We start from the raw sequence: 26,376 nt of genomic DNA, 5'->3' as shown, positions 1-26,376 counted from the left end.
GCGTGATCGCAAACTGGGTTCATATTGAGGCTAAAGACGGGTATTCGGTTCCTTGCTTCGTTCGATCAACGCAGGGCAACACTAGAAATATTTTGGTGATGCCGGCATTGGGCGTTCGCGCCTCGTTTTATAAGGTATTAGCCGAGGAGCTCTGTGAAAACGGATTTAACGCGATCCTGTTAGAGCAACGTGGCTATGGCAAGAGTTCAGTGCGTCCCAGCCGGACGTCGACGTGGGGATTTTTCGAGCCGATCGACTCAGATATTCCTGCTGTTCTGGATTGGGTTGATACCGAACTTGGCGGGAGCACCGCTATTTTGGGCCATAGCCTCGGTGGACATTTGGCGCTGTGCTATTGTGCGTTAAACCTTTCTCGGGTTGATCGAGTTGTATTGCCTGCATGTGGTTCTCCTTGGATCGATGCATATATAGGTTTACCTAGAATTCAAATAATTACGCTTCTCTGCCTAATTCCGGCAATGAATTTTATGTTTGGGTATTATCGAGGCAGTTTAACGGGGTTTGGAGGAAATGAGTCCAGCCAAGTTATGAACGATTGGCGTCATCTAGCAAAACGCAATCAATATCGGGTGCAGGGCGTCACAAGCAATATTGATTTATTACTTGAAGAGTTTAAAGGAAAGGTTTTAAGTGTGAGTTTTCAAGACGACGGTTTGGCTCCTAAGGCTGCCGTTGAAGCCATCTTGAACAAGATGCCGATTGCCGACGTCACTCGCGTAAGCTATTCAAGCGAAGAGCTTTCCCTGGGAGAAAGGGAATCATTGGTGAAGGCGGATCATTTTGGTTGGGCGAAATCGCCTAACTCGACGGTTTCTAGTATTCTGGATTGGTGGTAGTGCCGATTTAAAGGTAGGCAACATAGACTGGCCGAAACCATCCATTATTTTTCAATTTCTTGCGACGTTTTCTTATTCACATGCATCTTAGCCGCAAGATGCATTTTTTGGGGTTCGCGGGCGTCAAATACCTGTGAATTGAACACTTACTTTTTAACCTATTGGACCTCTTGTCATGACCTGTTTTTTTAGTAAAAAGGCATCTTTAATTGGTGCGCTATTTGTATTAGTTTCAAGTTACCAAGCCTCGCTCAATGCAAAAGGCCTTGCTGAATCCGCCGCTGTTCAGGATCAGAACCCCGTGGTAGTCGGTAGAAACCCTTATGAAGGTGGCTTTAAGGAAGAGTACTTGGACATGATTGAGCTGCCGAAGGGGTTTAAGATAGAGCTCTATTCAGATCAAGTGCCTGGCGCTCGATCGATGGCCTTGGGCGACGATGGGACCTTATTCGTGGGTACTCGAGGGCGTCGTAGTAGTCCAGAACGGTTGGGCAGCGTTTACGCTGTAGTGGACTCGAATAGTGATTTCAAAGCAGACAAGGTGCTCGAGCTAGAGCGCAACCTATTCATGCCCAATGGTGTTGCTTTTAGAGATGGCTCTCTTTATGTTGCCGAACCTAATCGAATTCTGCGTTATGACCAAATAGAATCTAATCTAGACAAGACCCCTGAGCCAGTGGTAGTGAACGACAGTTATCCAGCTGACAAGCATCATGGCTGGAAGTACATCGCATTTGGACCAGATAATCGCTTGTATGTACCGGTAGGAGCTCCCTGCAATATTTGCGAATCGGATGATCGCTACGCGGTTATAACGAGTATTACCCTCGATGGCAAAGACAAGAGGACGGTAGCGTATGGCATCCGCAACACCGTAGGATTTGACTGGCACCCCAATACTGGGGAGCTGTGGTTTACTGATAATGGTCGAGACCTTTGGAGCGACGATTTACCACCCGAAGAACTCAATAGAGTTAGCACGGAAGGTCAGCACTTCGGTTTCCCTTATGTTTACGGAAAGAGCCATAAAGATTATGTGTTTAGCCCTCCCGCCGGCCTCGAGTTCACAAAAGCAGCGCTGGAGTTGCCTGCTCATACCGCTCCTCTGGGCATGAAATTCTACACTGGTGATATGTTTCCAAGTCAGTACCATAACAATGTGTTAATTCCTCATCACGGTTCTTGGAACCGTTCTGATCCAGCTGGCTATTATATAAGCTTCATTGAGTTAGACGGCGATCATCCTAAAACACCCAAGATCTTCGCGCGAGGGTGGTTGCAGGGAGCAAAAAATTGGGGACGACCCACGGACTTGCTTGTGCTGCCTGACGGATCACTCTTGGTTTCGGATGATCAAGCGGGAGCAATTTATAGAATTTCTTACACACAAGAGGACGCTAAAACGTGAACAAGCCGATTCTATTGATTACTCTCTTTGTAGTAACAATTTCAGCGTCAGTTGTTTTAGCCGATAACGGCGAAGAAAGTGATTATTTTGTTCCTCAACGAGAAATGATCCGTAATGGCGTGCAGGCCGTATTAATGTGCAATGGCTTGTTCACCTCCGATCGGTCTTTGCAGCAGGTTTTTAAGCAGGAACTTGCCTATATCAGAGGTCGCTTAGGAACAACAGACGGGATCGACTATTCAGTCGACAAAGCAATTAGAAGCGTATCGGTAGGCGGTGGAAAAAATGGTATCGAAATTACCGCCGCGTACAGAGAGGGTGTGGGCTGTGTCGTGATGTCACCAGACCAATCGTTGGAGGATGTTTCAAGTCTTCCCGAACTGATGATCAAAGAGCCGAGCTTCAATCCGGCCTCTACGCCTTGGCCCCTTGGCGATGTCTTGTCAGAACCAATAGACGAAGATTTATTTGATCAAAAGGCGCTTCAAGCTGCGTCGGACTGGGCGTTCAACCGTGATACAGAGGAACAAGACACGATTAGTTTATTGATTGTTCATAAGGGTCTAATAGTGCACGAAAGGTACGCCGATGGGTTCGATATGCACACTAAGACGCGAACGTGGTCTACCGCCAAGAGCATTGCCGCAAGCATTGTCGGCCTATTGGTGGACGATGGGCGACTTGAACTCGACAGCTCTTTAGATATCAATTGGTTACCAGAGAAAATTAATCCTGAATCTGACCCAAGAAAAGCGATAAGTTTGAGGCATTTGTTGAATATGACAAGTGGTCTTTACCCGGTAGACAGTTATGGGATGGAGTATGCAACTGGATCGGGGTTGTCATATTGGGCTGGTTCAAGTGCTTCAGTTGGAGCTCGCAAAAGAGGCCTAATACGAGAGCCAGGTGAGCTCTGGGAATATGAAAATTACGACACGATCCTCGCTGTTCTAGCCATGAAAAAAGAACTGGGGACGGCTTACCATCAATTTGGGTATAAAGAGTTACTGCACAAAATCGGAATGCGTAATACCGTAATGGGCATGGATCGATTTGGTGACTTCATACTAAGTAGCCAGGTTTATTCCAATGCCAGAGATTTGGCTCGTCTAGGCCTGTTGTATCTGCAAAATGGCGTTTGGGATGGCGAACAGCTGATCTCTCAAGAATGGATCGATTTTATACGAACTCCCGCTCCAGCGAGCAGCGTGCGCGGGTCGGACTATGGCGGTCATTGGTGGTTGGTCCCTGATACTCTCGATGATGTACCCAGCGATGCTTATTCCACATCAGGTAATCGCGGCCAGTTCGTTATCGTTTTGCCGTCTCATGATCTTGTCATAGTGCGCCGGGGCCTTGATTTTGGGCGCCAAGGATTCAGCCGCTGGAAATTAACAAAAGAGATTTTAAAAGCATTTACTGATAAACAATAACTGGAGAATATTTATGCGTAGAGCAATAGCGTTGGCGATGGCCATATCTTTTAGTACAGCAGGTTTTGCACAATCTGAAGAGGGCAGCCCGCTAACACTGGCGGTTAACAAAGCGCTGGAATCCGACATTAGAAGTGATAAAGAAAAAGCACGAGATAAAAATCGTAAGCCTCTAAAAACATTGGAGTTTTTTGAAATTGAACCCACTATGAAGGTGTTGGAGATTTTTCCTGGTGGAGGTTGGTATACAAAAGTCTTGGCACCCGTATTAAAGGACGAGGGTGAATTACACGTTGCGCTAGGAACTCGACGAGTGAGTGAAAAATTGATCGGTCAAGTAGATGGTTTCGATAAAGTTAAGGTTCTGGATATAGCTGTTGATTTTGACAAGGGAGAGCTGGCCGGAACAAACTCAATCAGCGAGTTTGAGTTTAAAGAGAAAGGCTTTGATGCGGCGTTGACGTTTCGCAATATGCATAATTTTGACGCTCCAAGCCGAAAAATCATAAACCAGCAAGTATTTAAATCACTAAAAAAAGGTGGTATTTACGGCATAGTCGATCACACTCGGCGACATATGGAGCCACACACTCTTGAGAATCGTCGTCGCGCGGATCCAGTTGAAATCATTAAGGAGTTGCTCGACTTAGGTTTCGAGTTTGATGGATTCAGCGATCTACATTACCGAGCTGATGACGAGCTCAGGTATGAGGTTGGCCGTAAAAGTGTGACCGGAAATACAGATCGTTTTACGCTGCTATTTCGTAAACCTAACTAGAGCGTATTGATCGATTTATGACGGCGAGTTGTGCAAGGTCACCGCACAACTTGCCTAACCTTAAACGTGCAGAGCTTTAAAATAGTCGAGCACGATGGCTTTACCTAACGCGTTTAACGCGGATTTTACTTTTCTTGCCTTCTAAGGTCATCTTATAACCAAATCCATCTTCGGTTAAATTCGCATAAAAGTCGCAGTCTTTAAAGAACCGTTGTCGGCGATCGGTTTGCTTCCAAACCTGACCACTTTCAAAAAAGAAAAACCAACGATTGTCGCGCGTCTTTTTACAAGACGTGATTTTACCTCGGCTGGTCTTGGTTTCCTTAGTCGAAGTATCGAACTTACCCCCGCCTAATGTGTCTGGCAAATCTGTGTTTGCTTTGGCCGAAACGACGTGTTCGCTAGGCTTAATCGGGTCCGCTGATTTGAGTAAACTGTCACCAATGAGGTCATAACACCCAATTCGTTTAGCATCGTCCTGGAGTAGGGCGCACTTTCTCACCTGGGCGGCTAAATCAGAACCATCAGATACGGCGTTAGCAGAATAAGGTGCCGTAATTAAAAACACGACAGCAGTGAGAATGTAAGGTTTGATCATTTAACGCGCTCCTTATCAAGCAAATTTTATATGTTTAGACAATGGTAACTCACGAATGCGTTTTCCTGTAGCCGAAAATATGGCATTCGCCAAAGCCGGAGCAGCGGGTGGCGTTGCCGGTTCCCCAATCCCTTTTACGCGAGTGCCGTTCTCCAATATCTTAATCGAAAAATCTGGGCTCTGATTCATTCGTATCGAATTATAGTTGTGAAAATTACTTTGTTGCGCAGCCCCCTTATCAAACGTTACTTCACCCATCATCGCCGCGGCCAAACCAAAATTAAGGCCTCCAAAAACTTGAGCTTCAATGTTTCTTGGGTCCAAAGCCACGCCGACATCAACTGCCGCAAATGCTTTTGTTATCTTGATGCCTCTGTCTGTGTTGACTACTTCAATGACCTCAGCGACAGGAACTCCGAACGACAGGCAATAGGCGATACCTCGCCCCGTGCCCTTAGGTAACGGTGAGCCCCAGTTAGACATTGCTTGAACGGCTTCTAAGACCTTTTGACTTGGTAGATGGTTGATCATATCCAAACGCATCTTCAATGGATCCAGTCCTTTAGAATGGGCTAGTTCATCGAGCATACTCTCATGGAAAAAACCATTTTGAGAAGCACCAACCGAACGCCACGAACTGACTGGAATGGCCGCCGGTGCTCGGTAAGCCGTGACTCGATAATTGGGTACCTTGTAGGGTTGATCCCATGCAGACTGCGCGATTGCAGGGTCCGGCCCCACAGCGGGAATACCCGCTCGTTCGCCCATCTGCGAGGCGGCGACGGAGGCACTTGCGGTTTCGAAATCAATGGTTTCAGGGATATGGTCACCCATGACACCGCGGAATCTGGCGACGGCTAACGGCCGATAGTGGTCGTGTGTTGTATCTTCTTCGCGCGTCCAAGTAAGCTTGATGGGGCGGCCTTCATGTTTCATAGCCAATTTTACTGCCTGCTCAATATAAACAGGCTCTAAGCGACGTCCAAACCCACCACCCATCAACAGCGTGTGTATTTCTATATCGTCTTCAGAGAGGCCGCTAATCTCAGCGGCTTTCGAGCGCGCCAGTGTAGGCCATTGATTGCCAGCCCATATGTCAAGATGCCCATCTTTAAGTAAAGCTGTTGCGTTTAGTGGCTCCATCGCCGCATGGGCTAAGTAGGGAACGTGATACTCCGCAGAAATGATTTCGGCATTTTCACACCCCTCATCGCAGTCTCCATCGTCTCTAAAACGGCTGTCTTTATAGTCATCATCAAAACTGTCTAGCACTAAGTTAAGCAGTTCTTTTTGTGTTTGAGGGCCATCAGATTGTTGCCAATCAATAGCAACTTTTCTGGCTGCATTAAACGCATACCATGTGTTGGTGGCGATCACAGCAATGCCGTTATCTAATTCAACTATTGATTCAACGCCTCGTTCATTGAGCGCCTTGGATGCATCAAAACTTCGCATTTTTCCTCCAATGCTTGGATTCATGCGAACGGTTGCGAAAAGCATTTCTGGGAGTTCAACGTCAATGCCAAATTCGGCAGTGCCAGTGACTTTACCGAACATATCAACTCTATCTTGAGATTGACCTAAAACCCGCCATTCAGATTGAGGTGTCAACATAGGTTCCTTTGCAAGCTCTATCCCGTCGAGAGACTCCGCCAAATCAATGTAAGCTATACGTCGACCGTCAATGGTAGTCACCGCTCCATCGTCAGCTGTAAGAGTTGAAGCCGGCACCCGAAGGTTAATTGCGGCTGCCTCAATTAACGTATCGCGAGCCACCGCGCCGGCCATTCTCATTTTGTCAAAACCGTCAGCAATACTCGAAGACCCACCGGTGATATGCAAGCCTAAAAATTTCGCTGGCACCTTCGTGAATTCACGCACGTTCCTCGCCAACGAACTTTCATCTACTTGGGCAAAAGGCACGGCTTCTTCCATTACGGCAGCGTTGTAGTATGCCTTCGATGCAGGCCCGTGAATTACCGATACATCAGACAGTTTTACTCTTAATTCCTCTGCAACTAGGGCTGCCAAAGAAGTATGGCTTCCTTGTCCCATTTCCGCTCTTGGCGCAATTATTTTTATGCCATCTTTACTGATAATTACATAAGGCGTTAAGGTTTTTTCCGATGGCTCGAGTCTTTTGGATAATGGGTTTTCATACGGTTGACGATATTTCCAAAAGCCAAACGCAGCGCCGCCAGCAATCGCCACTGATCCAAATAGAAAAGTCCGTCGTGTCACTTTAGCAAGCGTCCCCATAATTACACTCCCTGTTTGACGGCAGGTTCCGTCGTATTTTGGCTCGTAGGTTCAGAAATCGAAGCAGATGCACTTTTGATTGCCGCTTTAATTCTCGGGTAGGTCCCGCATCGACAAAGATTGCCCGACATGGCGGCGTCAATTTGTTCATCGGTAGGATTTGGCGTTTTCTGCAATAGCGCCGTAGCGGCCATTATTTGTCCTGACTGACAGTAACCGCATTGCGCTACTTGATGTTCGAGCCAGGCCTGCTGCACGGCATTTAGAGATTTAGGATCATCATCTGGGTTGCTTAACCCTTCAATGGTGGTCACTTCACCGCTAACGGCCGACACAGGGTAGGAACAAGATCTAATCGGTTGCCCATTCAGGTGCACTGTGCAGGCCCCGCACATTGAAATTCCACACCCGAATTTCGGCCCCTTTATATTGAGTTCATCTCGCAATACCCAGAGCAGTGGCATGTTAGGGTCTACATCAATGTCGTGAACAATCTTATTAATGGTTATTTTCATCGAGAGTCGCACACCTATCTTATTCGCTAGTATGAGACAAAATATACAGTAAAGCTTGGTTGATGCGCTTGTTATATTCGGCCAGTGACTGGGTTGAAATCATATCAATACGCCTGCAGGGCCTTGGTAGGCACGCCTGTTTGATGCGTCTGTCTGTTAAATTCAATTGGAAGTTTGAATCGTGATGATCATATTCATGAGAAACATATAGAAATCAAAGTCCATACAATGAATAATCGGGCCCTATGAACGACAGACGATTTACCGAACGAGATTGCGAAACGTTATACGAACTCTTGCTGCATCGCCGCGATGTTCGTGGAAACCGTTTTGTGGAAAAGGAAATTTCTGATAAAGACTTGTCCCTGATTTTACAGGCTGCTTCGCTGTCACCCTCGGTCGGCTTTTCTCAACCTTGGGAGTTCGTGGTTGTTAAAAATACGCATACGAGAAAGGAGATAGCCCGTATTTTTGAGGATGAAAACCAAAAGGCTTTGCGCCAATTTTCCAGCGAAAAGGCACAAAAGTATGCGTTGTTAAAGTTAGAAGGAATTCGCGCCTCTGCAGTTAACTTGGCTGTTTTTTACACCCCACGAGATACACCCGTGTTGGGCCAGACCTCAATGCCTGAGGCAGGAGAATATAGCGTCGTCTGCGCCATTCAAAATATGTGGCTTATGAGCCGAGCGCTGAACATAGGGATGGGTTGGGTCAGTATTTTAGACCAGGAAAAGGTAAAAAAGACCTTAAATGCGCCGCATAAAAATAAGCTCATAGCCTACCTTTGCCTAGGGCACGTAGACCAGTTTCTGCAGAAGCCTGAATTAGAACTGCATGGTTGGGAGAAAAAGATAGAAATCGACAGTAAAGTGACGTACGAAAAGTATGCTTAGTGTCCTATGTCATCAATTCTAGAGTTAAACTCGTTTATGTTGTTTGGAAGCGACATTCTGAGCCAATACTCAGGATCATCTGCATTGTAACGTCTAGTCCAAATCGCCACCTTAACCAAGTCGCGGTGTAATCGGTCTACATTTTTTTTCATTCCGAAGAGAGTAAAGAATAAGTGTGAGTTTCCTTTAATTTCCAGATCGTAAGAGTTTGATACGCGCAATAGCGTGTTTCTGAACTTTTCAGACTGACTTTTTAAGCTCTGACGATGAGAGTCTTGCCAATTAGAGTCTTCTAGCGCCAGCGTCGACACTGCGATGCTAGGACCTGATAAAGACCACGGCTCGAATAGGTTGGCTAAACGTTTGGCGGCGTTGTGATTCCCGATAATAAACCCCACTCGAGCTCCAGCTAAGCCAAAGAACTTACCAATGGACTTCAGTACTATCGTCTTCTCGGCAGGTAGGTTCAATGCGCTAGTGTCGTCAAATAGATCTCCAAACGCTTCATCTACGATCAGTGTTCCTTGAGTGTTATCTAATACGCTTTGTAATTCGGCTAGCCCGACTATGTCGCCGGTTGGATTGTTGGGGTTGATAACAACCACGTGCTCTACCGCATTGGTTGATACGTAAGCGAGCAACTGTTCAATGGTGTTATAAAACTTAACTTCGTGGCCAGCCAATCTCCAAGCGTGTGCGTGTTCTTGATAGCCGATACGCGGAACAGCTACGCTAGAGCATTCAAATTGATCTGCAAGAAGCCTGATAGCCAATTGACTGCCTGGGGTCGGTGCCAAAAAACGATCATCAACGCCGTAGTATGTCTTGGCAGCGTGAATCAGGCGTTCGGTTGGCGGTGGTAATTGACTCCAAAGTTGCTCTGTGAACGACGGTACTGGGTATCCCCAAGGGCTGATTCCTGTCGACATATCAAGCCAGTCCTCGAAAGGAATGCCATGGACTTGAATCGCTTCGCTTAGGTTGCCACCGTGTTTTGGGTTAGTGAAGGTCATTGTGATTTGTTTCTTTTGTGGTTTAAACGTCCAATAATGTGATTGACGAGATCGCCAACGCTGTTAGAACCCAGATCAAAACAACTCTTGAAATCAGCGTATTAGATCGATCGATGTCTATCAGTTTAGCTGGCACACAAGTTCCGAAATAAGGTTTCTGTACCATTTTTCCATGGTACGTTGTTGGCCCACCCAGCCTGATGTTTAGGCTCCCGGCGCCCGCCGTCATTACGGGTCCTGCATTAGGGCTGGATAACAATTGAGCCTGCTTTCTCCAGCAATTGAGGCTCAATTTGGTGTTGCCGGCAAGCGCGTAACTTAGAGCGACAAGCCGAGCTGGAATGTAATTTAGAATGTCATCAATCAACGCCGTTGGCTTGCCAAAGTATTCGAACCGGTTTGTGCGATAACCCCACATTGCATCCAAAGTATTACAGAGTCTATACACAATCACGCCCGGCGCACCTGCACAGATGAACCAGAATATAGGTGCAAATACGGCGTCGCTTCCATTTTCCAGGTTGGTTTCAATGGTGCCTGTAATTATCTGCTCTGGTTGACATTGTTCTACATCACGGCTGACAATCTTTGCGAGATATTGTCTCGCGAGATGTAAGTCGCCCTTGATCAGGGAGTCCCTGACATCTTTGACGTGTTCTTTGAGGCTTTGATTGCCAATTGCAAGGTACAAGACGACGATATCAAATAGATTTGATAGCCAGGCATAATGACTGACGGCTTGTTCAATCAAGAAATAGGCCCCGACTGGAAGACTAATCAAAATCGATACAGAAATTAGACCAAAAAATAAGACCTTCTCCGAGCAGTTGGGTCGATTAAGCTTTTTTTCTAAGGTACCGGCCACAGTGCCAAACCCAACAAGAGGGTGGTGATGTGTTGGTTCGCCGAAAAAACGATCGAGTAGTAGCGCAGAAATAATCGTTAAGAATAGCAAAAGGGGAGTTTATGCTTTGAGCATGCTGTTGAATAGGTTGAGTTGTATGCGTAGTATGTGTTGAAGAATACGTCGCGTTAGACGGCAATCGGATACTACCTTCGTAGGTGATAAAACAATGACAATGCGTCAGAAGTTCGTAATTTCTTCGTTTATTTTATGCGCCATTATATTGCTATTGAGCGCCTTTTCAATGACTTGGCTTTGGCTATTCGCTGCGGTTTTGCCAGTTATTTTGTTAGGTGTCTATGATATGCATCAGACAAAACATTCTTTGCTTCGTTTGTATCCAGTTTTAGGCCATTTTAGATATCTACTAGAGTCTGTGCGCCCAGAAATACAGCAGTATTTTGTCGAGTTGGATTCAAACGGCACGCCTATATCTAGAGAGTTTCGCTCTCTGATCTATCAACGAGCAAAAGGAGATAGAGATACTAGACCTTTTGGAACAATATTTGATGTTAATCGATCTGGCTACGAATGGGTTAATCATTCGCTGCAACCGATAGACAATCATGACACCGACCCGCGTGTCCATATTGGAGGGCCAGATTGCGAAAAACCTTACCTTGCCTCTGCGCTAAATATTTCCGCGATGAGTTACGGTTCACTCAGCAGAAACGCTATACGAGCACTCAATAAAGGAGCTCAGATTGGCGGGTTTGCTCACAATACAGGTGAAGGAAGCATGAGCCCCTATCACCTAGAGTTCGGTGGCGATATTATTTGGCAGATTGGCACTGGGTACTTCGGTTGTCGAACCGATGAAGGAAGGTTTTGCCCTACTCTATTTGAAGAAAATGCATCGAAAGAGGTGGTTAAAATGATCGAGATAAAGCTCTCCCAAGGCGCAAAGCCGGGGCATGGTGGAATCTTGCCGGCCTCAAAAGTGACCGAGGAAATTTCAAAAATTCGCAACGTTCCCATGGGAAAGGACGTTATATCTCCTGCTGCTCACACCGCTTTTTCCAGTCCAGTCGGTTTGCTAGAGTTCGTTAGAAAACTCAGATCTTTGTCTGGCGGAAAACCCGTCGGTTTCAAATTATGTATCGGGCGACGAGATCAATTCTTATCAATATGTAAAGCGATGATTGAAACCGGAATTACCCCCGATTTCATCACAGTGGATGGAGGAGAGGGTGGTACGGGCGCTGCGCCGACAGAGATGACCAACTCAGTTGGCACGCCATTGCGCGACGCCTTAATCTTTGTTAACAGCGCGTTAATAGGCGTAGGACTGCGATCCAAAGTCAAAATCATAGCATCAGGAAAGATGTTTTCAGCCTTTCACATGTTACGGTCTTTAGCGCTGGGTGCGGATGCGGTTAATAGCGCGCGTGGTTTTATGTTATCTCTTGGTTGTATTCAAGCGAGAGCTTGCAACACGGATCATTGCCCAACCGGTATTGCAACTCAAAACCCTGAGCGAAACAAGGCTCTAGTGGTATCGGATAAATCTCAAAGAGTCGCAAATTTCCATCATGAAAGCGTTAAAAACTTGATGGAGTTGATCGGGGCGGCGGGCCTTGAGTCACTCAGCCAATTGCGTCCCAAACACATAAATAGACGTGTTCAAGGAACTGAAGTGAAGAGCTACGCCGAGCTTTATCCAGCGTTAGATGAAGACTGCTTATTAGATCCAGCCACGATTCCCGAGGATTGGGCTGAGGATTGGACTGAGGCAAACGCTAAGGCCTGGTGATAAGCAAAAACACAAACCCTTGCAACAACCGCAACGACTCAGATCTTGAATGTTAAGCCATAAGCCTATACGGTCTCATGATCATTCTTTAATTAGGAAGCATAAATAATATGACTCAGGCAGTTATTAGTGGCTCCGCAGTTTGGAACCCACCGCACGTTATTACCAATGAGGAGTTGGTTGATTCTTATAATGCCTATTCAGAACGTTTTAATTCTGAAAATGCCTTAGCAATCGAATCTGGGGATGCAGAGGCAATGCCACTGTCTTCTGCGGCATTTGTTTACAAAGCTTCTGGAATCAAACAGCGCTATATTTACATGAAAGAGGGCGCGTTAGATATAGATCGAATGCGCCCATTAATACCTGAACGAGGCGATGAGGAGCTTTCACATCAAGCGGAAATGGCCATTAATGCCGCGAAATTGGCATTGCTTGACGCTAACAAAAGGCCTGAAGACATTGGCGCTGTGATCGTCAGTTGTGCCTATACAGAAAGAGCTTATCCAGCGATTGCTATCGAAGTTCAAAATGAACTTGGCATTGAGGGATTCGGCTTTGATATGTTGGTCGCCTGTTCAGCCGCGACCTTTGCGCTACAGCGCGCCTTTGAAATGGTGTGCGCTGGGACTACCAAGTCCGTGTTGGTCATCAATCCTGAGCTAACATCGCCACAAGTCAATTATAAAGACCGAGATGGGCACTTTATCTTTGGTGACGTTTCGACGGCCGTTGTGGTTGAGTCGGAGCAAACCTGCCGGTCAAAGCACAGTTATGACATCCTTGGTACCAAAGCCGTTACTAAGTATTCAAATAATATAAGATCAAACTTTGGTTACGTTTCTCACGCGACCGATGCCGATCCTTTTTCTGCTGACAAGCTATTTCATCAGGCAGGCAGAAGTGTGTTTAAAGAAGTTTGCCCAATGGCGGCTCAGCACATAGCCGATCATTTGAGTGAACACGACTTGACTGCGGATAGCTTAAGCAGATGGTGGTTGCATCAAGCAAACATTAATATGAACCTATTAATTAGCAAGCGCTTATTGGGTCGGGATGCGACGTTAGAAGAAGCACCGATAGTGTTAGACGAGTACGCCAATACGGCTTCAGCGGGCTCCATTATTGCGTTTGCTAAAAATCATCAAGATCTACCTGCAGGAAGCCTTGGTGTGATTTGCTCATTTGGGGCGGGCTATTCCATCGGTAGTTTAATTATAAGAAAGCGGTAACCATCAGAGGCGACGATGCCGAAGTTAGCATACGAAGGTCGCTTTTTTCTTGCCCAGAACCGCATTTTGACGCCGTAACGTTAAATGGAGTTTAAAACGGTGCCAAAAGTTGACCGTTTTAAACATCTTTCTTTCAGGGCTTTTTTGACAAGCTTAGAATCCATTAACGCACTGATGATCACTATAGGGGCAGGACATGCGAAAAACAGACGTGGGATTTTTTCCTAGTAGCAATGCTTCATCGATTGTAAAAGCCATGCTCCTCTGGTCTGTTTGCCAGTTCTCCGTAGGATGCAGTAATGAGCCCGTCGATGACCGCTCATCATTTCGTGATGCGCCTGAGGCCCGTGTTTCTTCAGGGTCTGTGACAGCAGAGCTTATTTTGGCGGCCGATTCTTCAGGATGGTTGTCTCACGGCCGTACTTATTCTGAACAGCGACACTCTCCACTTACTACAATAAATACAGAGACGGTTAATCGTCTTGGGCTTTCTTGGTCGTATGACTTAGCTTCCAGCAGAGGGATAGAGGCAACACCCATAGTCCACGATGGGATCATGTACGTAACGTCGACCTGGAATGTGGTCCACGCGATTGATGCCCGTAATGGCAAGAAAATATGGAGCTATAATCCTCAAGTAGATAAGGCACAAGCCGCCAAGGGATGTTGTGACGCCGTTAATAGAGGAGTTGCGATATGGGGGGATGATGTCTTTACTGCCACTATAGACGGGCGGCTAATATCTTTGAACGCGAAAACCGGTGACGTCAATTGGGATGTTAATACGATTGATAAGAATAAACCCTACACCATCACCGGCGCCCCAAGAATTATAAAGGGTAAGGTCATCATTGGTAATGGCGGGGCAGAGTTAGGCGTGCGTGGATACATTACCGCCTACAGCGCGCAGGACGGAAAGCAATTATGGCGTTTTTTCACCGTCCCAGGCAATCCGGCCGACGGGTTTGAAAGCCCAACAATGGAGATGGCCGCTAATACATGGACTGGTGAATATTGGAAGGCTGGTGGAGGTGGAACTGCTTGGGATTCAATGGCTTATGATGAAAATCTCGATTTGCTCTACGTTGGCGTTGGGAATGGGTCACCCTGGAATCATGGTGTGCGAAGCCCAGAAGGTGGCGACAATCTATTTTTATCGTCAATGGTCGCGGTGCGTCCAGACACGGGTGAATACGTTTGGCATTATCAAACCACGCCCGGTGAAACCTGGGACTATACGGCCACTCAACACATGATTTTGGCGGACTTGAAGATAGAGGGAGAAATTAGAAAAGTTATTATGCAAGCTCCGAAAAACGGCTTTTTCTATGTCCTTGATCGAGAAACAGGAAAGTTAATATCGGCTAAGAATTTTGTGCCAGTCACATGGGCCACTCACATTGACCAGGCGACAGGGCGCCCAGTGGAAACTCCCTTTGCTCGTTATTATGGAAAGAAGCCCAATATTCAACTTCCTGGTCCACTCGGTGCGCATAATTGGCACCCAATGTCTTACAGTCCTGATACTGGTTTGGTGTATATACCAGCCCAGGAAACCCCTTGGGTCTATGGCGAAGACAGTGATTATCAATACGCGGAAACTGGCTGGAATACCGGAACTGACTTTACCTTAGGTATGTTGCCTACACAAAAGGCAATTATCCGAGCGCTGAAAATGTCATTGAAAGGCAGGCTGCTCGCTTGGGATCCGGTGAATCAGAAGGAGGCATGGTCTTTCGAGCATGGCGGGCCGTGGAACGGCGGGGTGCTCTCTACGTCCGGTAATTTGGTGTTTCAAGGTTCGGCTGACGCTCATTTTTCAGCGTACAACGCAACGACGGGTAAGAGGTTGTGGCGCTTTTTTACTCAAACGGGGATTGTTGCAGCGCCGATCAGTTATGAATTAGATGGAGATCAATATATTGCCGTTGCCTCAGGATGGGGTGGCGCCTATGTTCTTGCGACAGGGGGAGTGCTCCCGACGGGTAGTAAGAACAATGTAGGTAGGGTTCTTGTTTTTAAATTAGGAGCCGATGGCGACTTACCAGAGTTAGATCAAGATACTGGTGTGACGCCGGTATTACCTGACCCGATAGAGGCTTCTGAAGAAACATTAAAAATAGGTTTGAAAGCATACGCGAATCGTTGTTCTTTATGTCACGGTGATCAAGCTTACTCTTCTGGCTTAGTGCCCAACCTAAGATATTCTGCGATCACTAAGAACGCCATTGCTTGGCAGCAAATCGTGCGTGGCGGAGCCTTTGAGTCTAAAGGCATGCCAAAATTCGATAAGATTTTGGATGAGAAGACCGCTGAAGCAATCCGAGCGTATGTAATTACAGAAGCTAACAGCGATCGAGACGCGGCGTTCTATCGGTCTTTACAATAATCATAGGTCAATCATAGCTCAATCATAGCTCAATCATAGGTTAAAAATAGGCTTTTCAATTGATCTCACGATGATTGCTATCTCAGCGATCGATTTCCCACCGAGCATAAGACAGGTGGTTAACTGCGTGTTGCTCGTCAAGTAACCGGTATCACAAGTTAGTCGCTGATGTTAAGCGGTATTTATGATCATCTTTGTTGGCTAAACTTGGTAGCTAGCTGACGAAATAAACTCACGTTTGCATGAGTTCAAAGCCATCTTGTTATGCTAGCATCAGTGACTTTAGTACGACTCTACTTTCTACTCCATGATGCTCAAAAAAATTGCAATTGTATGGTTGTTTTTTCTTTCCTTGATTGCGTGCCAATCTAGTTACGCTAAAAGAATTGTAAATCTCGGCATTTTAACTGATTCCCTGAATGAAGATTTCCGGCCGGTTACAGATAAGCTGATCTATGAAATTAAGGCCGTTGTGGGCAATGATGCGATCATTCGGGCCGATGAGAGTAATGTGTTAATCAATGAGTTTGACGCTGACAGGGCGGCTGAGCAATATAAGGACTTGTTATCACGAAACATCGATATCATTTTGGCCTTTGGCGCAATTAATAACGACCTAATTACCCAACAGCGTCAGCATTCGAAGCCAACTATTTTGTTCGGTGCTGTCAACTCAGACATTATTAAAATTGACTTAGACAAGAAAACGTCCGGGATTTCAAACTTCACCTACATGGTGGCTCCGCTTTCGTATAAGAAAGACTTGATTGATTTTCACGCTGTTTATCCTTTTAAAAAGACCGCAGTGTTTGGTTTTGGGCCTTGGATAACGGCGGAATCACGGAGGGTTCTTAACGAAGCATTCGGTGATCTTGGCGCTGATTTTGAGATGTTTCAGTTTGAAGACATTAGTGGGTTTGAGCGCGATGTTGCTGGTTTTGATTCCGTGTATTTAGCCGAAGGATTTGGAATCTCGAATCAGGATATCGAAAAGATGGCCGATATGTTGATAGATCAGAAGAAACCCTCCTTCACCTCTAATCGAGTTCAAAATGTTGAAAAAGGGTGGCTGGCCACAAATCAATCCGAGAGTAATTTAGAGCGCTTGTTTAGGCGCATCGCTCTGAGCGTGGAAGCCGTTGTAAACGGTGAAAACCTGTCAAACAGGCCAGTCTATGTTGAATTGAGTGATACGTTGACGTTGAATTTCAATACCGCGGAAAAAATAGACGTTCCTGTGCGTTTCAGTCAGATTGCATCGACCAATTTAGTGGGGAATTTTACCGATTTCGTTGTCGATGAGAGCTACACATTAATAGAAGCGATCAAACTAGCGTTGGAACGTAATCTGAGCTTACGCGCAGCCGATGTCGACGTCGACCTTGCGAGACAAGACGTAAGCAACGCGAAAACAAGTTATTATCCTGACCTATCATTGACCGGTTCAAATCGGTACGTGGACCCCGATTTAGCCGCTGTTTCAGGCGGGCAAAACCCTGAACGTTCGCTCTCTGGCAGTTTGGGTGTGACTCAAGTTTTGTACTCCGAGGATGCAAGCGCTGCAATTGGAGTGACCAAAGAATTACTTCTCGCTCAGCAGGAGAGCTATAACACCGCTGTACTCGATACTGTTTTAACCACCAGCCAGGCCTCGTTTAACTTACTTAGGCTGCGCAATGCTCTTCAATCACGTGCCGAAAATTTAGATATCACCAAACGGAATCTTAAGGTCGCAGAGCAAAATTTTGAAACAGGTCGTGCTGGAAAAGCCGATATTTTCAGGTTTAGAAGTGAGCTAGCAACCAATCTACAAGGGTTGATTGAAGCCGTGAATGCTTATAGACAAGGGCAACACGCTTTGAATGTTATTTTAAATCGCCCAGTCCAGCTACGAATAGGAATCGAAGGAGTGTTGAACGATCGAGAATTGTTAGCTCCGAAGGACTTTGATTTCGAGCGTTTAGAACGTACTCTGGATAATCCGCTAGAGCAGGAAATATTTGAACAATTTTTAATAAATCAGGCGCTTCAGTATTCGCCTGAGCTTGCGATATTGAAACACAACCTCGCCGCCACTGAACGAGATCTAAAACAATACGGCTGGCGACGCTACATTCCCACGGTTAGCGCTAATGCGCAAATGAACAGGGTATTTGAGCGCGGTGGTGTTGGGCAGCCTGACCCCAATTTTGCCTTGGACGATGATTACAATGTGGGGCTTGTGTTTTCGATTCCCTTGTTTAATGGAAACTCCGATAACGTTCAACGAAAGCGTGCTCAAAAACAACGACAAAAACTTGAATTGCAAATAGAAAACCAGACTCTAACCGTCGAAAATCGAGTCCGAGATTCCGTTCTCAACGTTTCGAGCAGCGTTGCAAACATAGAGTTATCTCGCGTGGCCGAGAAGGCTGCGCAACAGACACTGGTTCTGATTGAATCTTCTTACGCCAATGGCGCCGTCACAATCACCGAATTGATTGATGCTCAAAACAATTATCTGCAATCTCAGCTAGCGAGCGCCAATGCTTATTACGATTTTTTAGACCGCGCCATCGCCATGGAACGTTCAGTGGGTACTTTTTTCTTTTTACCCAATCCCAAAATAGACAATGAAGAGTTTACTGATCTTTATGAACAATTCCGCCAGAATATTAATAATTCAAAGCAAGAGGGTAAGTAATATGATGATTACTAGAACTATGTCACTGGTAATACTCAGTATCGTTTTGATTGGCTGTGCTGAAGAAACGTCAGAAGAAGTATCAGTGCGAACCGTTCGCACGCTGGAATTGGGGCTGGAGTCGACCGCGTCTACGAGAACATTTAATGGGCAAGCGCGTACCGATCGGGTTATTGATTTGAGCTTTAGGGCGTCAGGTGTGATCACTCTGTTTAATATTAAGTTGGGGCAGGCGGTTAAAAAAGGCGACCTCTTGGCTGAGCTTGATAATGTTGCGGCTAGATTGGCGTACGAACAAGCAAATGCATCACTTAATAGCGCAAAATCAAATTTGGATACTCAGAACCTCTCTCTTAAGCGCGTGCAAAATTTGTACGAAAAAGGGGGCGCATCTTTGAGCGATTACGAAGGCGCAAAAAATGCCTATCGCAACGCGCAAGCGAGCTATCGTTCTTCTCAACGAAGCGTAGATATTCAACAAGAACAAATACGGTACGGGAAGATCTTCGCACCAGAAGACGGTGTTATTTCTGCTGTTAACAAGGAGCTAGAGGAAAACACAAGTTCTGGCGAGCCGATAGCCGTCCTCAATGCGGGAGCAGAAATGGAAATCGATTTAGGGGTTCCTGAGAACGTGATTAATTCAGTGACTGTCGGCAGTCGATCGACGATTCGCTTCGCGGCTCTTGCAAATCAATTGTTTGAAGGCATTGTAACCGAAGTAGCCCCTTCGATAGATCAACAATCTGCTACTTACCCTGTCAGGGTGAGGGTGGTTGAGGCAACAAAAGAAGTTCGATCGGGCATGGCGGCGTCCGTAGTGTTCGATTTTTCGCAATCAAACGCAGCCACAGAGGATCTTAGAATTCCTGTGTATGCAGTCGGAGAGGATGTCAATGGACGCTATGCATTTGTCGTTGAAAGGCTTGAAGACGGCAACACCATTGCACGCAAACGAGCGATTGAAATAGGTGAGTTGGTGAATAATGCATTTGAAGTCAAATCCGGCTTAGAAGTCGGAGACATCATTGTAACTGCTGGTGTTCACAGTGTGCTGGATGGCCAACAAGTTAGACTACCACAGTAAAGGTTGCATCATGAATAAACCGTTTCAAGATAACCACAGGGATGCAAATAAGCTTAGGTGGGCGCTATGAATCTCGCTGAACTGTCTATTAAAAACAATAGGATAACGCTATTCTTGCTGGTTGTTTCTCTGCTCGCAGGGATCAGTGCATACGACTCACTTTCGCGTGACAGCATGCCGCCGTTTACCGTTAAGGTGGCCACCATAGTTTCGAACTTTCCAGGAGCCAGTCCTGAGCGGGTTGAGCTCCTCGTTACAGACAAAATAGAAAAAAAGGCGCAGGAGTTACCTGAATTAAAGGAGGTCTCGAGCACCTCAAGGACCGGCTTGTCGGTTGTTACCGTTCAACTAAAGGACGAAGTTCAGGCACATGAACTACAGGGTATTTGGGATCGTTTGCGACGTAAGGTGGAGAACGTCGAGGGGTTACCGCAAGGAGTTGAGCCTGAATTAAATGACGATGATATCGGTGTTACTTATGGAATCGCCATCGCTCTGACCAGCGATGGCTTTAGTTACGTTGAAATGAAAGAGTACGCGGATCAAATTCGAGATGATTTGATTAAGTTGGATGAAGCCGCAAAAGTCGAACTCAATGGCGAGCAAGAAGAGCGCATATATATCGAGTTTGATGATTCTCGATTGGCGGAATATGGCCTTACGGCGAGTAAACTACAGGGCATATTGGGTTCGCTTAATATATTGAGTTCAGGAGGGCAGATTAACCTACTCGATGAAAGGATAAATCTAGAACCGACTGGCAATTTCACTACCGTTGAAGACATTCGAGACACCTTAATACCGGTGGGCGATGGCGGGCAGACCGTATATTTAGGTGACATAACTGGGGTTCGAAAAGGCTACGCTGATCCCTACAAACAAGTTGTCCGTGTTAATGGAAATAAAGCATTAACGTTGCACGTATCCCTAAAAGATGGGGCAAACGTAATTAAGCTCGGGCAAGAGATTAATTTGTTGGTAAAAGACTGGGTATCGAAGTTGCCGATTGGCTTAGAACTTCAACGGGTTGTTTCCATAGATTCTTATATCGACAAAAAGGTAGATGATTTTGTTGTAAACCTAATGCAGTCAATCAGCATTATTTTGTTGGTCATGTTGGCGTTTTTGGGTTTCCGCACTGGGCTGGTGATAGCCAGTCTAATACCAATAGTGACTATCTTGACGCTCTTGCAGATGAATATCTTTGGGTTAGGGTTAAATCAAGTGACGTTGGCGGCCCTCATTATGGCGTTGGGAATGATGGTGGATAATGCCATTGTTGTTGCGGAAATGATTCAGGTGAAAATGGAGGAGGGAGTCGATCGTAAAAGAGCGGCGAGTGAAGCGTTCAGTGAACTTTGGATGTCGTTGCTTATTTCAACGCTAACGTCCTCGATTGCATTTCTCGCCTTTTATTTGGCTGAGTCAGATATGGGTGACATTGTTGGGCCGATTTTCCTAGTTATCACATTTGCTTTAGCCACTTCCTGGCTCGTTGCAATGTCGATCATAACGCTATTGTGTTATTACTTTCTCCGAGTCTCCTCTTCTAAGGAAAAGAAAATCGGCTTGGTTGATCAAATCATTTATTCAATGAGCGGCGGATATCAAGCTCTGATACTTAACGCTCTGTCACGCAAGGCCTTAGTGATTGGTGGCTCCTTGGCATTGCTCTTTCTCGCGTTGTTTGGGTTTCGATACGTGGAATTTTTGTTCTTCCCTGACAGCGACAGAAATTTGGTTGCCATCAATATAAACCTGCCCCTTGGAACTAGAATAGAAACGACTGAAGAAGTGGTTGACGAAATTTCTGAGTTTATCAGCGAAACGCTTATCGTAAACGATTCCAGAGTTCACGGCGTGACAAGCTGGTCCTCTTACATCGGAGAAGGTCCTTCTTCGTATGATTTAGGCTACTCAGCTGATGAAGCAAACTCGAGTTACGCACATATTCTGGTTAATACAAGCTCGTTTGAGCAAAACAACATGATCATCGACACACTTGATGAATTCAGTACCAGTCATATTCCTCAAGCGGACATATTGGTTAATACGTTAGCCGCGGGCGGCACTGGTACGCCAATCGAGATCAAAGTATCCGGAGACCAACCGGATCAGCTAGCGCTAATCTCGGAACAGATACGCCTAAAATTGATCAGTATTGCTGGTACCAAGAATGTTAAAGACGATTGGGGGCCGAAAAGCAAGAAATTTATTATCGAAATAGATCAAGCTCGCGCTCAATCGGCCGGCGTCACGAGTACGGACATTGCAACCTCTCTACAGACCTCATTGGATGGCGTTGATACGGGTGAATACCGTGAGGGCGATAAAACCATACCCATATTGTTAAAGAGCAATCTAAGACAACAGAGCTTGCAATCGTTGCAAAGCATGAGCGTGTTTGCCCAAGCGTCTGGTGCGAGCGTTCCGTTACAGCAAGTTGCCAAGATCGTGCCAGCTTGGCAATACGCAAAGATAAAGAGATCAGACCTAAGCCGAACATTGACGGTTTCAAGTGAGCTAACTCCCACGGGAAATGCATCTCAAATAATGTCCGTGGTTGAACCTTGGTTGATGGAACAGCAATTGAATTGGCCTTCAGGCTACAGCTACAGCACCGGAGGCGATGCCGAGAACAGTGCCGAAAGTATGGGAGCTGTTGTTAAGTGGTTACCACTCTCGGGAATTATCATCGTGCTCCTATTGGTATTTCAGTTTAATTCATTTCGCCAGACATTTATGGTGGTTGTCACGATACCGTTGGGGTTGATTGGCGTCACGTTTGGACTTTTGGTGTTTCAGAAGCCCTTCGGTTTTATGCCTTTTTTGGGGCTTATCTCGCTGGCTGGTATCGTCATCAACAATGCAATTGTTCTGTTAGACCGTATTGAATTCGAAAATTCGACACTAGGGCATTCAATTCAGGAGTCAATAGTTCACGCCTGTGTGCAACGTTTTCGTCCCATTTTGTTAGCGACGTTCACCACCGTGTTGGGATTGTTGCCGCTGTACTTAAGTGGCGGCGCTCTATGGGAAGGGATGGCAATCAGCATTATGTGTGGCTTGATGTTTGGAACTATCATTACGTTAGTGTTAATCCCTTGCCTATACAGCTTGCTATATCGAGTTGATTTTAAAGATTTTGATCCAAACCGATTATCGGTTTAACAATAAAACTTACAGAAATCTGATTAGTTCATGAATGACTTACTCATAGAATCCTTTGTTTTTTTAGCCGCTGCCGTTATAGCAGTGCCCTTATCGAAAAAGCTAGGGTTAGGATCGGTTTTAGGCTACTTGATCGCCGGTATTGTAATCGGCCCCATGATTGGGCTTGTTGGCGAGGAGGCGCAAGACATCCAGCACGTAGCTGAATTCGGTGTTGTGATGATGCTGTTTTTAGTCGGACTTGAACTGGAGCCTGAAAAGCTTTGGTCTCTGCGTCACAGATTATTTGGTTTAGGTGGTCTACAGGTTGGCATTACGGCGGGCGTCTGCACGTTGGTAGCACTTATTTTTCAGCTGCCTTGGACTGTTTCAATAGCGATTGGATTGGTTATTTCTTTGTCTTCTACCGCCATTGTTCTGCAAACCTTGAATGAGCGTGGTTTGATGAGTACTCAAGGCGGCCAATCTACATTTTCTGTCCTGTTGTTTCAGGATATTGCTGTCATCCCCATGTTAGCGCTGGTTCCTCTGCTAGCTCTGCCTGAGCTCGCTAACACGGCTGTTGAGGGCCACCACCAAACCAATCTAATATCTCACCTTCCTGGGTGGCTTAAGGCCATAGTGACACTCTCGGCTATTGGGTTCATCGTCGTGGGAGGAACGTTTCTATCCAAGCCCATATTTCGCTACATTGCCAACGCAAGGTTGCAGGAGATATTTACCGCCTTTGCCTTGATGCTAGTGGTTGGCATCGCTGCTTTAATGAACTTAATTGGACTGAGCCCAGCATTGGGAACGTTCTTAGCGGGTGTGGTTTTGGCGAATAGTGAATACCGGCACGAACTGGAAAGTAACTTAGAGCCGTTCAAAGGGCTGCTGTTAGGGTTGTTTTTCATTACCGTCGGTGCGGGTGTGGACTTTGAGCTATTGTTCGCTAAATTTGGCACGATATTAGGACTAACGTTGTGTGTTATCGCGGTAAAAGCGGTGGTGCTTTTGATTTTGGGCAAGTTGTTTCGATTGAAGGGGGTTGATCAATGGCTCTTTGCTTTGGGCTTAGCGCAGGCAGGTGAGTTTGGGTTTGTGCTGCTCTCGTTTATGACTCAAAACGCGGTATTGCCCACTGAAATCGCTGATCAGTTACTTTTGATTATTGCGTTATCTATGCTTCTGACTCCGCTGCTTTTCATTGTGTTAGACAAAGTTATTTTCCCAAAGTTAGCTTCCGACGATGAGCGAGATATGGACGAGATAGATGAGCACAGACCCATCATCCTTGCAGGTCACGGTCGTTTTGGGCAAATTGTCAGTCGTTTATTAATGGCGTGTGATCATCACCCAACCATTATAGATTTAGACGTAGTGTCGATCGAAGGCTTTTCGAAGTTCGGTATTAAGACCTATTTTGGTGACGCGTCTCGCCCCGAGATGTTGGAAGCGGCTGGAATTTCAAAAGCGAAGCTGCTAGTGGTTGCGATAGATGACAAAGAGAGAGCTATTAAGACCGTAAGTATTGCGCGTAAATTAAATCCAAATTTGCCAATTTTGGCGCGCTCCTACGACAGGCCTCATACCTATGATTTGTACTCAGCCGGTGCAACAAGCATCGTCAGAGAAACCTTTGATAGCGCCGTAAGAACAGGGCGCTTGGCGCTTGAAAAAGTTGGTGTACCATCAAAAGTTGCACATGAAGTTTCAGGACGCTTCTTTGATTTAGACAGAGCTGGGGTAGCTGAGCTTGCTTCTCTTCATGACCCTAAGTTACCTAGGTTTGCGAATGAAAAAGCAATTGAAGTGGCTTTACGCCTAAGAGACGAAATGAAGGATGAATTACGGTCGATTTTAGCTAAAAACTGACAACAGAGTCCGTAGGTGGCGTTGAACACCACCTAGCTGGTATGGGCATGTTCTATCGCTACAGTTGATTAGCCCATAGATCATGTTCATCGCTTGCGTGTACTTTGACTGTCACGATATCGCCGACCTGATGGTGAGTTTCTTCATTGAGATAGACTAGACCGTCTATTTCTGGGGCGTCAGCCTTGCTGCGTGCAACTGAGCCTTCCTCATCGACTTGATCGATAAGCACTTCGATTGTCTTACCGACTTTTTTTGCTAATTTAGCCGTACTGATGTCCGCTTGCAATGCCATAAACTCGGCAAGTCTTTCTTGTTTGATCTCTTCAGGTACGTGATTCGCCAATTGATTTGCCGGAGCCCCTTCAACAGGCGAATAAGTGAAGGCACCAACTCTGTCCAATTGCGCTTGATCTATAAAGTCGAGTAATTGTTTAAAGTCATCGTCAGTTTCTCCGGGAAACCCCACGATAAAGGTACTTCTGACGGTAAGGTCTGAACACGTTTCTCGCCATTTTTTTATTCTTTGTAACGTGTTGTCTATGGCGCCTGGGCGTTTCATTGCCTTGAGTATTTTAGGCGAACCATGTTGAAACGGAATGTCGAGGTAGGGCAGTATTTTACCTTCAGCCATCAGCGGTATGATGTTATCAACATGAGGGTAAGGGTAGACGTAGTGTAGCCTTACCCACGGGTTAATGTCATTGCCTACTGTAGACAGAGCCTCACATAAATCCAGCATTTTTGTTTTTACTGGTTTTCCCTGATGAAACGTGGTTCGATACTTAGTGTCAACGCCGTAGGCACTGGTGTCTTGCGAAATGACCAACAGCTCTTTTACTCCAGATTTAACCAAGCCTTCTGCCTCCGCTACTACGTCGTTAGCTGGTCGGCTGACAAGATCGCCTCTCATTGACGGAATTATGCAAAAGCTACATCGATGATTACATCCTTCTGAAATTTTAAGGTAGGCATAATGTCTCGGTGTCAGCTTAATGCCTTGAGGCGGCACTAGATCCAGATGTGGATTGTAGTCTTTCTCGAATGGAAGGTGTTTCTTTACAGCTCCAAGCACCTGCTCATAAGCGTGAGGCCCTGAAACATCCAACACACTGGGATGAATGTCGGTAATATCAGACTCGGTTGCCCCCATGCATCCTGTAACGATCACCTTTCCGTTGTTGTTGAGGGCCTCTCCAATAGTATCTAAAGATTCCTTTTTTGCCGCATCGATAAAACCGCAGGTGTTAACCACGACCATATCCGCATCTTCGTATGTTGGCACGATGTCATAGCCATTCGTGCGAAGCTCGGTCAATATAAGCTCTGAATCAACCAAGGCTTTTGGGCAGCCTAAACTAATGAAACCAATTTTCGGGGCAATCGCGCTCATAACTAAGCTCTCTGTGTGAAATCTGCGCGGATTATAGGCTAAATACGTCTAAACCAAGAGGGAATGTGAACGAATTTCATCAGTTTTTACGGTCCAAGCGCAGAAACTAAAAAAGGACTGTGGATCTTTAATGACGTTGCTTTTAGAGTTCAA

General features: G+C 46.0%; 18 protein-coding genes. 12 read left to right on the top strand and 6 right to left on the bottom strand.

Features of this window, described 5'->3' with window-relative positions; all coding sequences use genetic code 11:
- Positions 1–2 precede the first annotated feature (2 nt).
- From ABWW54_RS07195 to ABWW54_RS07180, 4 genes are all read left to right on the top strand, one after another.
- Positions 3–857: an alpha/beta hydrolase family protein gene (locus tag ABWW54_RS07195; protein ID WP_353411612.1), complete on the top strand. Its 855-nt coding sequence runs from the start codon at positions 3–5 to the stop codon at positions 855–857.
- Positions 858–1,032: 175 nt separating this feature from the next.
- Positions 1,033–2,265, top strand: a complete 1,233-nt coding sequence (locus ABWW54_RS07190; protein WP_353411534.1) for a PQQ-dependent sugar dehydrogenase — start codon at positions 1,033–1,035, stop codon at positions 2,263–2,265.
- Positions 2,262–3,698, top strand: coding sequence for a serine hydrolase domain-containing protein (locus tag ABWW54_RS07185; protein ID WP_353411533.1), 1,437 nt, complete (start codon positions 2,262–2,264; stop codon positions 3,696–3,698). The genes ABWW54_RS07190 and ABWW54_RS07185 overlap by 4 nt, the downstream gene beginning before the upstream one ends.
- A 13-nt stretch (positions 3,699–3,711) precedes the next feature.
- Complete coding sequence (locus ABWW54_RS07180; RefSeq protein ID WP_353411532.1) at positions 3,712–4,476, top strand: class I SAM-dependent methyltransferase; 765 nt, start codon at positions 3,712–3,714, stop codon at positions 4,474–4,476.
- 100 nt (positions 4,477–4,576) lie between these two features.
- On the opposite strand, the gene ABWW54_RS07175 is transcribed toward ABWW54_RS07180, so the two are convergent.
- The 3 genes from ABWW54_RS07175 to ABWW54_RS07165 are packed head-to-tail and all read right to left on the bottom strand — an operon-like array spanning position 4,577 to position 7,848.
- Positions 4,577–5,074, bottom strand: a complete 498-nt coding sequence (locus ABWW54_RS07175; RefSeq protein WP_353411530.1) for a hypothetical protein — start codon at positions 5,072–5,074, stop codon at positions 4,577–4,579.
- Between the two features lie 15 nt (positions 5,075–5,089).
- Entirely contained in the window at positions 5,090–7,333 is a 2,244-nt protein-coding gene (locus tag ABWW54_RS07170) for a xanthine dehydrogenase family protein molybdopterin-binding subunit (protein WP_353411529.1), read from the bottom strand.
- A gap of 2 nt (positions 7,334–7,335) precedes the next feature.
- Complete coding sequence (locus ABWW54_RS07165; RefSeq protein ID WP_353411528.1) at positions 7,336–7,848, bottom strand: (2Fe-2S)-binding protein; 513 nt, start codon at positions 7,846–7,848, stop codon at positions 7,336–7,338.
- Positions 7,849–8,093: 245 nt separating this feature from the next.
- On the opposite strand from ABWW54_RS07165, the gene bluB reads away from it, so the two are divergent.
- Complete coding sequence (gene bluB / locus ABWW54_RS07160) at positions 8,094–8,741, top strand: 5,6-dimethylbenzimidazole synthase (RefSeq protein WP_353411527.1); 648 nt, start codon at positions 8,094–8,096, stop codon at positions 8,739–8,741.
- Here bluB and ABWW54_RS07155 read toward each other — a convergent pair.
- Positions 8,738–9,754 carry an aminotransferase class I/II-fold pyridoxal phosphate-dependent enzyme gene (locus ABWW54_RS07155; RefSeq protein WP_353411526.1) on the bottom strand — a complete coding sequence of 339 codons (1,017 nt, stop codon included), beginning with the start codon at positions 9,752–9,754 and terminating at the stop codon, positions 8,738–8,740. The genes bluB and ABWW54_RS07155 overlap by 4 nt on opposite strands.
- A 22-nt stretch (positions 9,755–9,776) precedes the next feature.
- The gene (gene cbiB / locus ABWW54_RS07150) at positions 9,777–10,709 is read right to left on the bottom strand and encodes an adenosylcobinamide-phosphate synthase CbiB (protein ID WP_353411525.1); all 933 of its coding nucleotides are present in this window, start codon (positions 10,707–10,709) and stop codon (positions 9,777–9,779) included.
- Positions 10,710–10,833: 124 nt separating this feature from the next.
- On the opposite strand from cbiB, the gene ABWW54_RS07145 reads away from it, so the two are divergent.
- The 7 genes from ABWW54_RS07145 to ABWW54_RS07115 all read left to right on the top strand — a co-directional run bounded on the left by ABWW54_RS07145 (position 10,834) and on the right by ABWW54_RS07115 (position 24,830).
- Positions 10,834–12,411 carry an FMN-binding glutamate synthase family protein gene (locus ABWW54_RS07145; protein ID WP_502907772.1) on the top strand — a complete coding sequence of 526 codons (1,578 nt, stop codon included), beginning with the start codon at positions 10,834–10,836 and terminating at the stop codon, positions 12,409–12,411.
- A gap of 110 nt (positions 12,412–12,521) precedes the next feature.
- Positions 12,522–13,643 (top strand): beta-ketoacyl-ACP synthase III, encoded by a 1,122-nt coding sequence (locus ABWW54_RS07140; RefSeq protein ID WP_353411523.1) that lies wholly within the window; start codon positions 12,522–12,524, stop codon positions 13,641–13,643.
- A 196-nt stretch (positions 13,644–13,839) separates the two neighbouring features.
- Entirely contained in the window at positions 13,840–16,032 is a 2,193-nt protein-coding gene (locus ABWW54_RS07135) for a PQQ-dependent dehydrogenase, methanol/ethanol family (RefSeq protein ID WP_353411522.1), read from the top strand.
- A gap of 307 nt (positions 16,033–16,339) precedes the next feature.
- Positions 16,340–18,715, top strand: a complete 2,376-nt coding sequence (locus tag ABWW54_RS07130) for a TolC family protein (protein WP_353411520.1) — start codon at positions 16,340–16,342, stop codon at positions 18,713–18,715.
- 1 nt (position 18,716) lies between these two features.
- The gene (locus ABWW54_RS07125) at positions 18,717–19,802 is read left to right on the top strand and encodes an efflux RND transporter periplasmic adaptor subunit (RefSeq protein ID WP_353411519.1); all 1,086 of its coding nucleotides are present in this window, start codon (positions 18,717–18,719) and stop codon (positions 19,800–19,802) included.
- Positions 19,803–19,868: 66 nt separating this feature from the next.
- A complete protein-coding gene (locus ABWW54_RS07120; RefSeq protein WP_353411518.1) occupies positions 19,869–22,973 on the top strand; it encodes an efflux RND transporter permease subunit in 3,105 nt (1,034 codons plus the stop codon).
- A gap of 30 nt (positions 22,974–23,003) precedes the next feature.
- Positions 23,004–24,830 carry a monovalent cation:proton antiporter-2 (CPA2) family protein gene (locus tag ABWW54_RS07115; protein WP_353411517.1) on the top strand — a complete coding sequence of 609 codons (1,827 nt, stop codon included), beginning with the start codon at positions 23,004–23,006 and terminating at the stop codon, positions 24,828–24,830.
- A gap of 58 nt (positions 24,831–24,888) precedes the next feature.
- Here the strand turns inward: ABWW54_RS07115 and rimO are convergent, their stop codons facing one another.
- Positions 24,889–26,223 (bottom strand): 30S ribosomal protein S12 methylthiotransferase RimO, encoded by a 1,335-nt coding sequence (rimO, locus tag ABWW54_RS07110; RefSeq protein WP_353411516.1) that lies wholly within the window; start codon positions 26,221–26,223, stop codon positions 24,889–24,891.
- Positions 26,224–26,376: the final 153 nt, after the last annotated feature.

This window comes from Arenicella sp. 4NH20-0111 (genome assembly GCF_040366405.1).
In the GTDB taxonomy this organism is placed as follows: Bacteria; Pseudomonadota; Gammaproteobacteria; order Arenicellales; family Arenicellaceae; genus Arenicella.
Note: the sequence above shows the minus strand (reverse complement) of the source record. Positions and strands in the feature narration are given on the sequence as shown.

Excerpts from the sequence above, each read along its gene's own strand:
- ABWW54_RS07190 (WP_353411534.1), top strand. The coding sequence starts at position 1,033 with ATGACCTGTTTTTTTAGTAAAAAGGCATCTTTAATTGGTGCGCTATTT.
- ABWW54_RS07180 (WP_353411532.1), top strand. The coding sequence starts at position 3,712 with ATGCGTAGAGCAATAGCGTTGGCGATGGCCATATCTTTTAGTACAGCA.
- ABWW54_RS07175 (WP_353411530.1), bottom strand. The coding sequence starts at position 5,074 with ATGATCAAACCTTACATTCTCACTGCTGTCGTGTTTTTAATTACGGCA.
- ABWW54_RS07170 (WP_353411529.1), bottom strand. The coding sequence starts at position 7,333 with ATGGGGACGCTTGCTAAAGTGACACGACGGACTTTTCTATTTGGATCA.
- ABWW54_RS07165 (WP_353411528.1), bottom strand. The coding sequence starts at position 7,848 with ATGAAAATAACCATTAATAAGATTGTTCACGACATTGATGTAGACCCT.
- bluB (WP_353411527.1), top strand. The coding sequence starts at position 8,094 with ATGAACGACAGACGATTTACCGAACGAGATTGCGAAACGTTATACGAA.
- ABWW54_RS07155 (WP_353411526.1), bottom strand. The coding sequence starts at position 9,754 with ATGACCTTCACTAACCCAAAACACGGTGGCAACCTAAGCGAAGCGATT.
- ABWW54_RS07145 (WP_502907772.1), top strand. The coding sequence starts at position 10,834 with ATGCGTCAGAAGTTCGTAATTTCTTCGTTTATTTTATGCGCCATTATA.
- ABWW54_RS07140 (WP_353411523.1), top strand. The coding sequence starts at position 12,522 with ATGACTCAGGCAGTTATTAGTGGCTCCGCAGTTTGGAACCCACCGCAC.
- ABWW54_RS07135 (WP_353411522.1), top strand. The coding sequence starts at position 13,840 with ATGCGAAAAACAGACGTGGGATTTTTTCCTAGTAGCAATGCTTCATCG.
- ABWW54_RS07130 (WP_353411520.1), top strand. The coding sequence starts at position 16,340 with ATGATGCTCAAAAAAATTGCAATTGTATGGTTGTTTTTTCTTTCCTTG.
- ABWW54_RS07125 (WP_353411519.1), top strand. The coding sequence starts at position 18,717 with ATGATGATTACTAGAACTATGTCACTGGTAATACTCAGTATCGTTTTG.
- ABWW54_RS07120 (WP_353411518.1), top strand. The coding sequence starts at position 19,869 with ATGAATCTCGCTGAACTGTCTATTAAAAACAATAGGATAACGCTATTC.
- ABWW54_RS07115 (WP_353411517.1), top strand. The coding sequence starts at position 23,004 with ATGAATGACTTACTCATAGAATCCTTTGTTTTTTTAGCCGCTGCCGTT.
- rimO (WP_353411516.1), bottom strand. The coding sequence starts at position 26,223 with ATGAGCGCGATTGCCCCGAAAATTGGTTTCATTAGTTTAGGCTGCCCA.